Origin of the sequence: Haloarchaeobius caseinilyticus, from assembly GCF_051207395.1 — an archaeon.
GTDB lineage: Archaea > Halobacteriota > Halobacteria > Halobacteriales > Natrialbaceae > Haloarchaeobius.
The window spans coordinates 325,665-341,042 of record NZ_JBPJZC010000005.1; the positions used below are offsets into that span (position 1 = coordinate 325,665).

11 protein-coding genes are annotated in these 15,378 nt (G+C 63.5%); 7 read left to right on the forward strand and 4 right to left on the reverse strand.

Features of this window, described 5'->3' with window-relative positions; all coding sequences use genetic code 11:
• Positions 1–239 precede the first annotated feature (239 nt).
• On the forward strand, positions 240–3,362 hold the full coding sequence (locus ACSC1P_RS21350) for a PAS domain S-box protein (protein WP_435362243.1): 3,123 nt from the start codon (positions 240–242) through the stop codon (positions 3,360–3,362).
• Between the two features lie 32 nt (positions 3,363–3,394).
• Here the strand turns inward: ACSC1P_RS21350 and msrA are convergent, their stop codons facing one another.
• Both msrA and ACSC1P_RS21360 read right to left on the reverse strand, forming a co-directional pair.
• Complete coding sequence (gene msrA, locus ACSC1P_RS21355) at positions 3,395–3,925, reverse strand: peptide-methionine (S)-S-oxide reductase MsrA (RefSeq protein ID WP_435362244.1); 531 nt, start codon at positions 3,923–3,925, stop codon at positions 3,395–3,397.
• Positions 3,926–4,006: 81 nt separating this feature from the next.
• Positions 4,007–4,684, reverse strand: coding sequence for a metallophosphoesterase family protein (locus ACSC1P_RS21360; RefSeq protein WP_435362245.1), 678 nt, complete (start codon positions 4,682–4,684; stop codon positions 4,007–4,009).
• A 333-nt stretch (positions 4,685–5,017) separates the two neighbouring features.
• Here ACSC1P_RS21360 and ACSC1P_RS21365 point away from each other — a divergent pair, with 333 nt between their 5' ends.
• Positions 5,018–6,598 carry a HEAT repeat domain-containing protein gene (locus ACSC1P_RS21365; protein WP_435362246.1) on the forward strand — a complete coding sequence of 527 codons (1,581 nt, stop codon included), beginning with the start codon at positions 5,018–5,020 and terminating at the stop codon, positions 6,596–6,598.
• A 204-nt stretch (positions 6,599–6,802) separates the two neighbouring features.
• Here the strand turns inward: ACSC1P_RS21365 and ACSC1P_RS21370 are convergent, their stop codons facing one another.
• Together ACSC1P_RS21370 and ACSC1P_RS21375 are read right to left on the reverse strand one after the other, a co-directional pair.
• Positions 6,803–7,177, reverse strand: a complete 375-nt coding sequence (locus ACSC1P_RS21370) for a twin-arginine translocase TatA/TatE family subunit (protein WP_435362247.1) — start codon at positions 7,175–7,177, stop codon at positions 6,803–6,805.
• Positions 7,178–7,287: 110 nt separating this feature from the next.
• Positions 7,288–8,976 (reverse strand): Hvo_1808 family surface protein, encoded by a 1,689-nt coding sequence (locus tag ACSC1P_RS21375; protein ID WP_435362248.1) that lies wholly within the window; start codon positions 8,974–8,976, stop codon positions 7,288–7,290.
• Between the two features lie 139 nt (positions 8,977–9,115).
• On the opposite strand from ACSC1P_RS21375, the gene lonB reads away from it, so the two are divergent.
• The 5 genes from lonB (at position 9,116) to ACSC1P_RS21400 (ending at position 15,154) form a co-directional block, all read left to right on the forward strand.
• Positions 9,116–11,143, forward strand: coding sequence for an ATP-dependent protease LonB (lonB, locus tag ACSC1P_RS21380; RefSeq protein WP_435362249.1), 2,028 nt, complete (start codon positions 9,116–9,118; stop codon positions 11,141–11,143).
• A 384-nt stretch (positions 11,144–11,527) separates the two neighbouring features.
• Positions 11,528–11,839, forward strand: a complete 312-nt coding sequence (locus ACSC1P_RS21385; protein ID WP_435362250.1) for a hypothetical protein — start codon at positions 11,528–11,530, stop codon at positions 11,837–11,839.
• Between the two features lie 955 nt (positions 11,840–12,794).
• Positions 12,795–13,196, forward strand: coding sequence for a hypothetical protein (locus ACSC1P_RS21390; RefSeq protein ID WP_435362251.1), 402 nt, complete (start codon positions 12,795–12,797; stop codon positions 13,194–13,196).
• Between the two features lie 263 nt (positions 13,197–13,459).
• The gene (locus ACSC1P_RS21395; protein ID WP_435362252.1) at positions 13,460–13,810 is read left to right on the forward strand and encodes a hypothetical protein; all 351 of its coding nucleotides are present in this window, start codon (positions 13,460–13,462) and stop codon (positions 13,808–13,810) included.
• A gap of 873 nt (positions 13,811–14,683) precedes the next feature.
• Positions 14,684–15,154 carry a hypothetical protein gene (locus ACSC1P_RS21400; RefSeq protein ID WP_435362253.1) on the forward strand — a complete coding sequence of 157 codons (471 nt, stop codon included), beginning with the start codon at positions 14,684–14,686 and terminating at the stop codon, positions 15,152–15,154.
• The last annotated feature ends 224 nt before the right edge of the window (positions 15,155–15,378 follow it).

Below are 15,378 nucleotides of genomic sequence, written 5' to 3' on the forward strand. Positions count from 1 at the left end.
GTTTCGTGAGGCGGGCGAGGAGGTCGTGGATGCGAGGCTACGTGAGGAGTTACGTGAGCGGAGGCGGTGCGGTCGTGTACCGTCGTGATTCGTGAACTACTCCTCGGCTTTCCTACTGACGGCTATCCAGCGAAGAACAGGGACTAGCGGCCCGTCTGCTTATATACGAGAACGCCAAAGGGTTACCAGAATCGGTTACTATCCGCGCCAGCGCCCGGCAACGGCCAGACCCTCCCACAATGAGTTCGTTCGCCTCACCTCCGACGGTCGTTTTCGCCTGTGAGAGCGGCGACACCCTCCACACACTCTACGGTCGTGACCAGTTCGCCGAGACGTGGCGAACAGCGTGTGGGACCGCTCCCGAGGACATCTCGACGCTCGCGGACATCGTCTCGTCGTGCTGCGTCGTCGGACAGGACGCCGCCGGCGTCGACCTGTACGAACGCCTCGCCACGAATCGAGAACCACCAGCGTTCGTCCTCGTCGCGTCGAGTGGTGACGCGGTCGAGCGTGCCGAGGCGGCAGGCATCGACCACATCGTCGGGAGCCAGAGCGTGACCGCCCTCCCCGTGCTCTTAGAGCGGGCAGTCGAACGGGCACTCGTGGCGCAGGCGGCAGACGCAGCGACGGCGGAAGAACCAGCGACAGAAGCGGACCCAGCAGTTGACACCGCGACCGACCTCCCGGATACGCTCGCGGACCACGCACAGGACATGATACTCGTCGTCGACGACGATGGCGACGTCCAGTACGCGAACCCGGCCGTCGAAACGGTGCTCGGCTACTCACCGGAGTCGTTCGTCGGCGAGAACGCCTTCGAGCACGTCCACCCGGACGACCGAGAGAGCCTGCTCGAGACGTTCGCTGGCGTGGTGTACGGAACAGACGCAGTCATCGACTCCAGTGAGTACCGGGCGCGACACGCCGACGGGTCGTGGCGCTGGCTCGAAGCCCGTGGACAGACCGACGCTGAAAACGTGGCCGTCGACGGGTTCGTCGTCAGCGTCCGGGACGTGACCCACAGGAAAGAACGCGAAGAGCGTCTCCGTCGTGAGCGAGAGTTCACCGACGGCATCCTCGGTTCGCTCACGGACCTCTTTTTCGTTCTCGACGTCGAACACCGACTTCGGCGGTGGAACGCGCAGGTCCGGGCCGTCTCCGGACGACGCGACGTCGACCTCACCGACACCGAAGTGACGGAGTTGGTCGTGCCGGACGACGTACAGACGCTCGAAGACGCACTGGAAACCGTCGAGCAGGGCGCATCGGCGAGCGTGAAGATCGACCTCGTGACCGACGACGGCCGCGAAGTGCCACACGAGTTCACCGTCTCGCCGCTAGTCATCGACGGCGAGTTCGTCGGCTTCACCGGTATCGGCCGCGACGTTCGCACCCGTGAGCGTCGCCTCCGCGAGTTGCGCGAGTCCGAACGACGGTTCGACGCGGTGTTCGACGACCCGATGGCGTTCACCGGCTTGCTCGCTCCGGACGGGACGCTGCTGGAAGTGAACGAACACGCCTGTGAGTTCATCGGGAAGTCTCCCGAAGAGGTCACGGGCGGCCTGTTCTGGCGACTGCCGTGGTGGTCACACTCGGCAGCCGAGCAGGAGCGACTCAAAGCGGCCCTCGACCGGGCAGCGGACGGCGAGTTCATGCGACTCACGACGACGAACGTCGGCGACGGCGACGCACTCATGCACCTCGACTGTTCGTTCCGACCGGTCACCGACGACGACGGGGCGGTCGTCTCCATCGTCGCAGAGGGCATCGACATCAGCGAACAGGTCGTGGCGAACCGCGAGCGCGAACTCCTGCTCGAAACGATCCAGCAGGCGGCGGGTGCGGAGACGTTCGACGACGCCCTCGTCGAGACGCTCCAGCGCGTGGTGGCCTCCAGCGAGGTCGCCTACGGCGAGGCGTGGGTCCAGACCGACGACCAGCTCGAACTGACCGACGCGTGGTGGACCGACGACGAGGACCTGACGAGTTTCGGCGACCGGAGCGAACGGCTCGTCTTCGGCATCGGTGAGGGCCTCCCGGGCCGGGTGTGGAAACACCGCGAATCGGAGTGGGTCGAAGACCTCGCAGCGGCGAACAGCGAAGTCCTTCCACGACAGGAACTCGCCAGCGACCACGGCCTGCACAGTGCGGTCGGTGTGCCGATTCTAAACGCGTCCGACGAGCCAGTCGCTGTCCTCGTGTTCCTGAGTCGAACCCCACGCGAGCGTGACGACCGATTCCTCGAACTCCTCTCGTCCGTGTCGACGCACCTCGGTGTCGTCCTCCAGCGGCGACTCGCACAGGCCGACTTAGATGCGGAGCGAGAACGCCAGACCCGACTGCTAGAGACGAGTCCGGTCGGTATCCTCGTCATGGGTCCCGGTGGTGAGATTCGCCGCGAGAACCGGCGAGCGAAGGAGATACTCGGCGTCGGGCCAGACGAGACCGTCACCGAGTCGTTCGCACGCGACTCGTGGGTCGTCACGGACGAACGCGGGGTCCAGCTCCCGGGCTCGGTCCTCGGATTCACCCATGTTCGAGAGAGCGGCGAACCGCTGTTCAACGAGATTTACGTCCTCCACCGGACCGACGGCGACCGCCGCTGGCTCCACGTCAACGCGGCCCCGGTCAGCACGGGCGACGGCGAGGTCATCGTCTCCTTCTCGGACATCACGGAGCAGAAACAGCGCGAACAGGCCGTGGAGAATCAGGCCGAACGCGTGAGCGTCCTCAACCGCGTGCTTCGACACGACCTGCGGACGAACCTCACCATCATCGGTGGCGTCCTCGACCTGATAGAGGAGTCCTGTGACGTGTCGCCGACTCACGTCGATGACATCCAGACGTCCCTCGACGACCTCGAAGCCGTCAGCCGGAGTGCCCGGCGTATCGAAGACGCGTTCGAGACTGACGGGGTCGTCACCGTCGACCTCGCACGGATGGCGGAGAACGCGGCCGACAGTACGCGTGAGACGTACCCCGACGCGACGTTCGAGGTCGTCGACCAGGGGTCGCCATCGGCCGTCGTCCACGCCCGGTTCCACCTCGCGTTCGAACACCTGCTGGAGAACGCCATCGAGCACAACGACGCCGCCGAGCCACACGCGACGGTCAGCCTCGACCACGCCGACGGACAGGTCGTCGTGACGGTCCGGGACAACGGTCCGGGCATCCCCGAGCGCGAGGTCGACGTGCTCGCATCGAGCGCGGAGACGCCGCTCGAACACTCCAGCGGGCTTGGCCTCTGGTTCGTCCACTGGCTCGTCTCGAAGTCCGACGGCTCGGTGGACATCGACGCCTCCGACGCTGGGACAGTCGTGACGGTCCGAGTGCCCGCTGCGCCCGAAGTAATCGAGGAGTAGTCGGTGACGAGAAATCGAGCGACGTGGCCGCGTCAGTTCGCCTTCGTCGCGAACTTCTGGCGAACCTTCTCGATCTTCGGCTGTGCGTTGAACGTACAGTAGCTGTCGTTCGGGTTCTTCTCGTAGTAGTCCTGGTGGTACTGCTCTGCCTCGTAGAACGTCTCCAGGCGCTCGATTTCGGTGACGATATCGTCGTCGTACGCGCCCTCTTCGGTGAGTTCGACGACGAACGCCTTCGCCAGTTCGAGTTGGTCGTCGTCGTGGGCGAGGATGATGGAGCGATACTGCGTGCCCACGTCCGGTCCCTGCCGGTTCAACTGGGTCGGGTCGTGGACCGTGAAGAACACCTTGAGCAGGTCCTCGTAGCCGAGTACGTCGGGGTCGTACTCGACCTGCACCACTTCGGCGTGGCCAGTCTCGCCGCGACAGACGGCCTCGTAGGAGGGGTCTTCGACGTGTCCCCCGGCGTAGCCGGAGGTGACGGACTCGACGCCGTCGAGTTCCTTCATCGCCGCCTCGGTACACCAGAAACAGCCACCGCCGAACGTCGCAGTCTCGGTCATGGCTGGTGGTAGGTGCTGGAAGCCTAAATGGACACAGGCAGCGGAAAGTTGCTGTTCAGTCTCACTCGCCCTCGGCCAGCCTCACTCGCCATCGGCCAACCGCTCTCCCGTCTCTTCTGGCAGACCCGCCTCAGCACAGGCGTCCTGCACACGCTCGACGTCGTACTCGACTCGCTGCAAGTCCGCTGTCGGCGTGTTCGAACCGAGGTCGACGACGGCGTAGGCCGCCCGCGGGTCGTCGTCGCGTGGCTGGCCGACGCTCCCGGGGTTCAACACGAGCGTGCCCTCGACTGTCTGCGAACCCTGTACGTGGGTGTGTCCGAGCGCCAGCACGTCGATGTCTTCGACGTACTCGCCGAGTTCCGAGAAATCGTCCGGGTAGACGTACGTGCCACGACGCATCTCGTCGGGGTGGCTGTGGACCAACTCGAATCGGCCGTCGGCGACGGTCGTGGTTCGCGGCCGGGAGATGACCCACTCGAACTGTTCGGCAGAGACTCGCTCGGCGGCGAGTTCGAGACCAGCGTGTGCTTGCCGGTGGGAACGATAGCGTTCCGGCGTCGACAGCGTCCGGTCGTGGTTCCCGATGACCGTCGTGTCGGCGTTTTCACGGACCAGTTCGACACACGCTGCCGGCCACGGGTTGTAGCCGACCACGTCGCCGACGCAGACGAGGGTGTCCACGGCCGGCATATCGTCGAGGACCGCTTCGAGGGCAACCAGATTCGCGTGTACGTCCGAGATGACGCCGACTCGCATTGTCGGGACTTGTGCGGTCTGCGACAAGAACGTTCGCCAACGGGAAGTCTGCTCGGGGCCGCAGGAAAGCGTCGTGTCGGTGTCTTCGGCGCGGCTTCCCCACCAGTTGGGGTTTCCTATCTCTCCGGTGCGCCTCGGCCCGCGACCGACGAAGCGACGAGCGACGACGCGTACTTCATATGTGCTATCTCCCACACACGAGATCTGGAAGCCACTGCGAGTGAGCGACGTACCGAACTCGTTGGGAACACGAGCAGGCGGCACCACGAATAACCACCCCGTGTTGTCGCATGGCACAGACATAAGGTGTTCCCGCGTGTGTACACCTTCATCATGGGAGGAGACGACGACCGCGAGCGGGCAGCGCAGCTCCGCGAGGCGGCGGGGGACACAGCCGACCCTGCTGGCCTGGCGCGAGACCTCACCTCACTGTCCCGAAATCCGGACCCCGAAGTCCGACTCGCGGCCGTCGAAGGACTGTGGGAACTCGCACAGGATGCTCCCACAGCAGTCGCCGACGAGGTCGACGCTGTCGTCCCGCTCCTGCGGGACGAAGACGACCGGGTCGCCCGCCGGAGTGTGAGCGTCCTCGCCATCGTCGGGGACGCAGACCCCGAACTGACGAAACCCATCGCCGAAGACCTGTGTCTGTTGCTCGACGACGACCGACCAGGTGTGAGCCACAACGTGGTGACGGCGCTCTGGCCCATCGCACGTGAGTACCCCGACGCGGTCCGGCCGGGTGTCGACGGCCTTCGGTCCCACCTCGACGCCATCGATGGAACGACCCGGCTGAGTACGGTCGCGGTGTTCCGCGCGCTGGCGGCGGCACACCCGGGCGACTGTCTCCCGGCAGTGGGCGACATCATGGCCCGCTGTATCGACAGACGGCGCGACGTTCGGGTGCTGTCGACGGCCGCACTCGGGCCGCTCGCCACCGAATTCCCCGGCGCGGTCGAACCGCACGGCCAGCAGTTGTGCCACTGTCTGCACGACGACGACCCCCGGATACGCCAGAACGCGACCGCGGTCGTCCAGCAGGTCGTCAAGTCGTTCCCGGACGTCGTCCGCGACGAGGTCGAAACCGTCGTCGAACTGCTGGACGACGAGAACGCAGAGACACGCACGAGCGCGACGAACGTGCTGAACGTCGTCGCCGACGACCGGCCCGCGGCGGTCGCCACCCACGCACCGGCACTGGTCGACGCGCTCTCGGACGACGACCTGCGCGTCGCCTCGAACGCCGCACTCGTCCTCGGGACGGTCGCGTGGACGCACCCAGAGTCGCTGACAGCGCACACCGCAGCCATCGCTTCTGTCCTCGACCGTGACGAGGACTGCCGGCACAACGGGAGTTACGCGCTCGGCGTCGTCGGCCGGACGTATCCAGAACTGGTCGCGGACCACCTCGACGGGCTGGCAGCGGCCATCGACGACGACGCCACTCGGGTCAGCCGAAACGGAACGTGGGCGGTCGCCATCGTCGCGGAGGGCTACCCAGACCCGGTGCGTGACCACGCCGATACTCTCCACGGGGCGATGGGCGCAGACGACCCGGCGGTTCGTGGGAACGCCGCCATCGCACTCGGACTCGTCGGCGACCCACCGCCGACCGCCGTCGACGCAGTCCTCACGATGCTCACCAGCGAAACGGCCAGACACGACGTGCGCCTCGCTAGCGTCGGGCTGGTCGAACTGACCACGAGCGACCACACCGTCACGGTCGACCCGCTCCGCCCGGTCAGCCGACTCCTCGCACACGACGACCCGACCGTCCGCGCGAACGCCTGTACCGCACTGGGTAACCTCGGGACGCCGACGGCGCTCGACGACCTCTACGACCGCCAGACCGACGAGGAACCCGAGGTCCGGGCTGCCGCCCGTGCAGCCATCGAACGGGTCCGTGGCCACTGAGTCGGTACTACTAAAAACACGAGCGCGGGCAGCAGATACGCAGAGACAGATAATACACAGATACGACGATACGGCGTATGCGTCGCGCAGACAGCGTTCGAGACAGGGACAACGAACCGAAGTAATAGCGTTCGACAATCGGCTGGGTGTCAGCCCACGGCGTCGGTGCCGGCCCGCCGATTCGGTCTCAGTCCGCGGGTTCCGTCAGTCCGCGGGTTCGGCGTCGAATTCGCGCTCGTCACGCGACTCGGTCGTCGACTCGGACGTCTCGGTGTCGGTCGCGGCCGTCGACTCGGTTTCGCGAGTCTCGGTCGTACTGGCTGCAGCCGCCGCATCGGCCGGCATGTCGACCTCGTCTTCGTCGTCGTCACCGACGACTGCACGGCGCGTTTCCTCTTTCACGCCGGTAATCTCGGCTTCGAGTTTCTCGCGTCCTTTCTGATACTCACCCATCGCCTCACCACTCGCTCGCGCCAGCTTCGGGAGTTTGTCCGCCCCGAAGAGGAGAATAACGAGCAGGAAGACGACGATGATCTCGGGCCCGCCGATGCCTCCGATGAATAGCGGTGTCGTCACCATCGTGTGTACGAATACGCGACCAAACGGCTTAACGAGCGCACCGAGATCGTCTGATAACATCGAAGAGACCGCCGTACCTGCAGGAAAGCCGGTAGTGCGTCGCCAGAGCGTTAGCGGCGCTGCCAGACCTGGACGTCCGTGTCGGTCTTGATTTCGGTCAGCTGTTCGACCGTCGGCGCGTTGACGATGGTCACCGTCGTCCCGTCGAGGACGACGTGGAAGGCGTCGGCGAACGGGCCGGACTGGATGACCCAGGTGTTCACGCCGACCGCCTGTGCGCGCTTCGAGTCGAGGACGTCGCGGTACGCCTCGAAGAACTCGCGTGCGTCACGCTCGGTGTCCCACTGCGTGACCCACACGTAGCCGTACTCGCCGTTCTTCTGGTACGGGACGATACGGTCGCCAGCCCAGCCGGCGGACGGGTCGCTCTCGTAGTTGAACGTGTCGTAGTCGGAGTCGACTTCTGCGAACTCCCACTGGTTGACGACGCGGACGTTGTCCTCCTTGGCGAGGTGGTAGAACATCGAGTAGATGGACGCCTCACCGAGGACGTCCGCACCGTCTTGTCCGGCGTCGAAGCGAGTCCACGTCCCGTCGGTGCGGTCTTCGACCGCGACGATAGTCGACTCGTCACTCGTGCCGGGGTGGATGATGGACTCGGTGGTCCGGGGCACCTGCTCCCACTGGGCCGTGATAGCGTCCCAGCCGTAGTTCTCGACCATGTACTCCATCCAGACCGGGCCGTCAGAGTACGGGTGGAAGACGGCGATGAGGACGCCGGTCGCGGGCGATTCGGGGTTCGACTCGTCGGTGTTGCTCGGCGTCTGGGTGCAGGTCCACAGGTTGCCACAGTATTCGTCGTAGAGCGCGGCGACGTAGTTCGCCTCGCCCTCGACCAGTCCGTTACGTCCGAGTTGTTCGTCCTGTACCGTCTTCAGCGACGCCGTGAGGTCGAAGTGCTGGTCCTGCAGCGCGTGGACCAGTTCGTGCGTGAGCACCTTCGGGTCGACCTGCGGGCTGTTCGGGTTCGACGAGACGATGACCATCTCGTCGGTCTTGGGCGCGTAGTAGCCAAGGACGTTGCCGCCGTAGAGCTTCTTGAACTCCTCGCTCACGTTGGCGTCTTCGCCGGTGACGAACAGCGCCTCCCAGACCTGATTGTTCCACAGCGAGTGCTCGTACGTCTCGTTGTACTTCGCCTCGACCTGTGTGCGGTACTCCGCGCGCGACATGACCTTCGTGTCGACCGGCTGGAGGAACTCCAACCCGCGGATGTACTCGATGCGAGCCATCGTCACGGAGACGAGCGCGTCGAGTTCGTCGTCGGAGAGGCCATCAGACTGGTCGATGGCGACCGTCTGGTTGTACCAGTAGCCGTTCTCGAAGCCGAGGACGCCGTCGTCGACGTACTCAGGGTCGGGCGTCGGCGTGTCGCCGTCGCCGGGGATACCGCCGTCGGTCGCCCCGTCGTTGTTCGGGTCGACGTCACCGGGGTCGGTCGGGTCGGTCACGTCGGGACCGCTCCCGCCGTCGCCGGGCACGTCGGGTCCGTCTTGACTCCCGGCGTCACCGTCGGGGCCGGTCACGTCGGGCGTGTCGCCGACCCCGTCACCGACCGGTCCGTCGCCCGGGTCGTTGACACTGGGGTCGTCGCCGTTCGGTGGGTCGTACACGTCCGCTGGCTGATCTCCCACGTCCGTCGTAGGCGCGTCCATCGAAACGAGGACGACCGTCCCCGAGAGCACGACGAGGAGCGCGACGAGTGCTGCCGACACACTGTCGCCGGATACCCCATTCATGTGTAGCAGAAAGCTACGTCTTCTGATAAGGCTTCCACGCCTCGCAGTAAGGAGGTAACGCGTGTTTCCTGACAGAAGTGTAGAAAGTATATGAACTCTGTGAGACTAGTTTACACACGTGTGATGCACCGACCCGATTATGGACACCGAGAAGGAAAACTCTGAGTTAGCTGCAGGCACCGAACACTCGTCCGACGACCGGGGGGTCGTCGTCGACGCGCCGGTCATCGATCCGGACGCCGACGATGAGACGACGAGGCTCCTCGGCGGCTTGGTTATCGAGAGTACCGAGGACATCGAAGTCCCACGAATGCTCATCGACCAGGTCATCGGACAAGACGAAGCACGCGACATCGTGGAGAAGGCAGCCCATCAACGCCGCCACGTCATGATGATAGGCGAGCCGGGGACGGGCAAGTCCATGCTGGCCAAGGCGATGGCCGAGTTGCTCCCCAGTCGCGAACTAGAAGACGTCCTCGTCGTCCACAACCCGGACGACGGGAACCGACCGAAGGTAGAGACGGTCCCCGCGGGCATGGGTGACCTCGTCGTCGAAGAGCACCGGCAGCGCTCCCGCAAAGGGCTCCAGCTCCGCTGGTTCGCGATGTGGCTGACGATACTGCTCATCTTCGTCTACACGCTGATGACCGGGCAACTGTTGCTCGGTATCCTCGCGGCCGGTATCGTCTACTACATCTTCCGGCTGGGCGCTCGCGGGCGGACCCGCGTCGTTCCGAAGATACTGATAAGCAACGCCGACCGCAAGACCGCGCCGTTCGAGGACGCGAGCGGTGCCCACGCAGGCGCACTGCTCGGCGACGTTCGCCACGACCCCTACCAGTCCGGTGGGATGGAGACGCCGAGTCACGACCGGGTCGAACCCGGCGCGATTCACAAGGCGAACCGGGGCGTGCTGTTCATCGACGAAATAAACACGCTCGAAATTCGCACCCAGCAGAAGCTCCTGACCGCACTGCAAGAGCAGGAGTTCTCGATTACGGCACAGTCCGAGACCTCCTCGGGCGCGATGGTCCACACCGAACCCGTCCCGTGTGAGTTCGTCATGGTCGCCGCGGGCAACTTAGACGCGATGGAGAACATGCACCCGGCGCTGCGCTCGCGCGTCAAAGGCTACGGTTACGAGGTCTACATGGACGAGACCATCACGGATACGCCCGAGACGCGCCAGAAGTACGCGCGCTTCGTCGCCCAAGAAGTCGAGAACGACGGCCGGCTGCCACCGTTCACCGCCGAAGCCATCGCGGAGGTCATCCGCGAAGCACAGCGGCGGGCGGGTAGACAGGGCCACCTCACGCTGCGCTTCCGCGACCTGGGTGGACTGGTGCGGGTCGCTGGTGACCTCGCCCGTGCGGACGACGCGCTCGTCACCACGCGTGAGCACGTCGTCGAAGCGAAGACGAAGGCACGCTCCATCGAGCAACAGATCGCCGACGAGTACATCGACCGCCGCCGCGAATACGACCTCTCTGTGAACCAGGGTTCGGTCGTCGGCCGTGTGAACGGTCTCGCGGTGATGGGCGAAGACTCGGGTATCGTCATGCCCATCATGGCCGAAGTCGCGCCCTCACAGGGCAGCGGCGCGGTCATCGCAACCGGGAAGCTACAGGAGATGGCCGAGGAGTCGGTCAAGAACGTCTCCGCAGTCGTGAAGAAGTACTCCGAGGTCGACCTGAACGAGACCGACATCCACGTCCAGTTCGTGCAGGCGTACGACGGCGTCGACGGCGACTCCGCCTCCGTGACGGTGGCGACCGCCATCCTCTCGGCGCTCACCGACGTGCCGGTCGACCAGCACGTCGCCATGACCGGGTCGCTCTCGGTCCGTGGCGACGTCCTCCCCGTCGGCGGGGTGACTCACAAAGTCGAAGCAGCGGTCAAAGCGGGCTGCTCGACGGTCGTCATCCCCATCGCGAACGAGCGAGACGTGCTCATCTCGCCCGAGATGGCAGAGCGGGTCGAAATCGTCCCCGTCCGCCACATCGGCGAAGTGCTGACGGTCGCACTCGCAGGCGAGAAAGCTCGTGAGAACACGCTGCTCACCCGGCTTGCCGAGGCAGCCAACGACGCCTTCGGCGAGTTCACGTTCGGCTCGGGGGCTGGTGGGGAAGCCCGCGCCGAAAGCGACGTCGACGTCGGCAGCAGATAGGAGAATCGACACCGACCGTACTGACTGTTTTTCTTGGCTCCCGTCGCCCCGTCCTCTCACTCTCTGGGAGTCCCTGTCTCCGTACTCGCGAGTATTCAGCGAACTGCCCGCGACTGCCCGCTCCAGAACGCAGACACAGCGAGGCATCGTAGACGGCCACGAGACTGTCTCGACAACGGGACCGACCCATACTGACTACCAATCGTAGTCACTCGCGTGCGGAGTTGTTTCCGAGCCAAAATTATAGCAGATATAGCGCATGACAGAATCATCTTGATTGTGAAAATCAAAACTACCACGTGATTTCGTGGTGTCCCAGTAACTGTGGGATTACCGATAGGTTATCACCATATAGTACCTACGATACCGCTGAGGGAGTTACACATGACTCAAGAATCAATGCTGTCGCGTCGTCGAATGCTCAAGAACGCAGGAATCGGCCTGCTCGCGCTGAGTGTCGGCAGCGGTGCTGTCGCCGCGTCCGAGGGAAAGAGCCTGTCCGTTACGCCCGGAACGGGTACCGCACCCACCGATGAGTATTACGGCGCGTACTGGGGCGGTTATGGCGGCTATGGTGGCTATGGCTACGGCGGCTACGGCTACGGTGGCTGCTTCGACCCGTGCGCTGACCCGTGTGCTGGGCTCTACGGCGGCTACGGCTACGGTGGCTACGGCTACCGTGGTTACTTCTGGTAGACCCGCTACCCACTTCCGGTAGAACCGCCGCACGACCGTCGAGCAGTCCTCGACCGCTCGACTCACGTATTTTTTCCTCACGCAGAGCGACCCTGTCTCAGTACACCAGCCATCGCGTCGTCGGAGAGCGAGCGTCGGCGCTGCGTCGTTCGTCACCCGTCCGTCGCCAGTGGAGTGCTGAGAACGCACCGTCGACGCCGAGGAAAAACTGCGTGAAATTCAGAAATTTCCTACCGTAGCACAACGCAGTCAATTGATTTTCAGGTATCTAAATTCTAGTAGCTTACCGCGAGATTATGCAGAAACGTCTCGTATCTCGCGCTGGGGAACCACACACATGACCCAACACCCACCGCTACCGCGTCATCGTATGGTCAAAACGTCGATGGTGGGCCGCTCGCTCTGGAAGGCAGCAGCAGCGTTGCCGCTGCAACCGGCGGGCAGTGCCCTGCCGTCACGTACTGCGTTCCCCGCTACGGCTTCGTCACGACGCGCCGGTTCGACGGCTACGGTGGCTACAGGACGTATTACGGAACCCACTACCGCCAGTACTACCGCAGCCACGACTACTTCCGAGATTCTCGAACCAGCGCGTCGAGCCGTCGTGAATCGCTAGACGCACTACTTCATCTCTCTACGTTTCCGGGCGACGACACGCCAGTCGTGAGCTGTCCGCTCGACGAGACGCCCGACTGTTCGGGTGGACGCCGCTGTGACAGCGCCGACAGACGGTCGTACCCGGAGTGGACGACGGCGTCGACACCACGCCGGTCTTGGGACAGTGCAAGTCGGCACACCGACACGCGAGTCACGTCAACGTTAGCTGCATACTTTTCGAACTTTCCGGTAAGTAGCACAACGCAGTAATACGATTTCGACGTATCCTAATACTAGTAGCTTACCGCGGGGTTATGCGGAAACGTCCCGTATGGACACCGTGGAGGGGGAGACACAAATGACCCAGAACTCACAGCTATCGCGTCGTCGTATGATCAAGACCGTCGGCGTCGGGCTGCTCGCCTTGGGCGTTGGCAGCGGTGCTGCCGCCGCATCTGAGGGGAAGAGCCCGTCCGTCACGCCGGGAAAGGGTGCCGCACCAACCGAGGAGTATTATCGCGGCTACGGCTACCGCGGCTACGGCTACCGCCCGTACTGGCGCGGGTATGGCTACCGCGGCTACTACCGCCCGTATGGCTACTACGGCTACCGCGGCTACGGCTACCGTGGCTACTACCGTCCGTACGGCTACTACGGCTACCGCGGCTACGGTTACCGCCCGTATGGCTACTACGGCTACCGCGGCTACGGCTACCGCCCGTACTGGCGCGGCTACGGCTACCGCGGCTACTACTGGTAGAATCGCCGGCGAACCGTCGAGCGCGTCGCTGCTCGCTCGACTCCATTTTGTACTGTCCACGTGGCCACCGACTCACTGTTGCGAACTGGCGACAGCCAGTTCTGTCGATTTGAAATAAATACAAATTAATTGTACTAGAACGTAATTTCTCATCTGTAAGTCGGTATTGTTTATTGATTTTGTAGTATCTGAGTAACTGCGTTATTACCGACAGGTTATCACCATTCACTCCCTATGAGAGTGACGAGGGAGTTGAAATACAGATGACTCAAGAATCAATGCTGTCGCGTCGCCGAATGCTCAAGAACGCAGGAATCGGCCTGCTCGCACTGGGCATCGGCAGTGGTGCCGTCGCCGCAGCCGACGGGAAGAGCCAGTCCGTCACGCCTGGAAAAGGGACTGCGCCCACGGACGAGTATTACGGCGGATACTGGGGCGGCTACCGCGGCTACTGGGGCGGTGGCTACGGTGCGTACGGCGGCTACGGCGGCTGCTTCGACCCGTGCTACGACCCGTGCGCCGACCCGTGTGCGTTCGGACCGTACTACGGCGGCTACGTCCCGTACGTGAGCCCGTACCGTGTCTACATCAGCCCGTTCCAGCGCTACTACTGATAGAACCGACCGCAGAGCGTCGAGCGTTCGAGCTCGACATCCTCGTATCCGATTTTTTACGCTGTAGATTCGTCCGTGCCGTTTTGTCTGGTGACCGGCTATTCGTGCCACCTGCGACGACCGCACCAACACGACGTACTGAGGATTTGAGGCAGTCTCACCGCCCAGATATGACCACCATCCAGCAGTGACCAACAAATAACATGACTGTATTATTTTTCAGGTGAAAGTGAGTACATTCTGTTGATTTAGTCGTACTCTCGTGACTGTAACATTACCGATAGGTTATCACTGGGGACTCCCTATGATAGACTGGAGGTCGAAACACGAATGGTAAAAGATCTCCTGGTGTCGCGACCTAAAGCGACAAACGCCGTCGGAACCACTACTGGCACTGCAGCCGAGGGACAGTACCCGGCCCCACACCCGGACAAACCAGAACGACTGGGTCCCCGGCCGCGGCTCGCCACAGTACGCCGGTCCGACGGCGACGACCACGGTGCAGGCGGGGTAGCTCCGTCTCGCCGTGGCAACGGGTAACAGCAAAGGGACATTCAATCCCCGGCTGTCGAGAACTTGGTTGACAACTCGACAGCCTTCCCTTTTCTCATTCCTTCATTTCATCAGGACGTTACTGTCTCGAACAGTTCGTGCGCGGTCCGCTCGACGAGACGGTGCGACGAGTCGGTGATGCCAGTCGAACGAACACGGAGCGACGCGGGCCTTTTTAGTAAATTATATTTACAGTACTACGTAATTTCGTATCTAAAACTTCGTTTCATCTCTTGATTTTGTGGTGCCCAAGTAACTGTGTGATTACCGATACGTTATCACTGATGCCTCCCTTTGATACTGATGAGGGAGTTGAACTACATGACTCAAGATTCAATGCAGTCGCGTCGTCGAATGCTCAAGAACGTCGGTGTCGGTCTGCTCGCGATCGGTCTCGGAAGCAGTGCTGTCTCCGCAGCACAGGTGGGTTCGCCGGGCCAGAACTACTGGGTCCCGCGCCGCGGCTTCGCCAGAGCGCGCCTCGCCTTCTCGTACCGTGGCTACGGCCCGTACGGTGGCTACGGCGGCTACGGCCCATACGGTGGCTACGGTGGCTGCTTCGACCCGTGCTTCGACCCGTGCGCTGACCCCTGTGCAGACATCCTGGTCGACCCCTGCGTCGACCCGTGTGCTGACCCGTGTGCGGACATCCTGGTCGACCCCTGCGTCGACCCCTGCATCGACCCCTGCGCCGACCCGTGCGGTGAAATCCTGGTCGACCCCTGTGTCGACCCCTGCGCCGACCCGTGTGCTGACGTCCTCGTCGACCCGTGCGCTGACCCGTGCCTCTAGGCCGGTACGTCGGTAACTTCGACGACGATCGCTGTCTCGGCACACACGGCTACTGAACCCCGGGACGGCAGATCGAACGACGAACAGTTTCTTTTGCGAGCGACCAAGTTCCACGCGATAGCGCCGTCTACGTACGCTGCTCGAACGACGCCGATAGCAGACGTCGTTCTGGAATCCTCGACGTCGCTACGCGTGTACGACAAAGAATCTCCACCAGCGCAGCG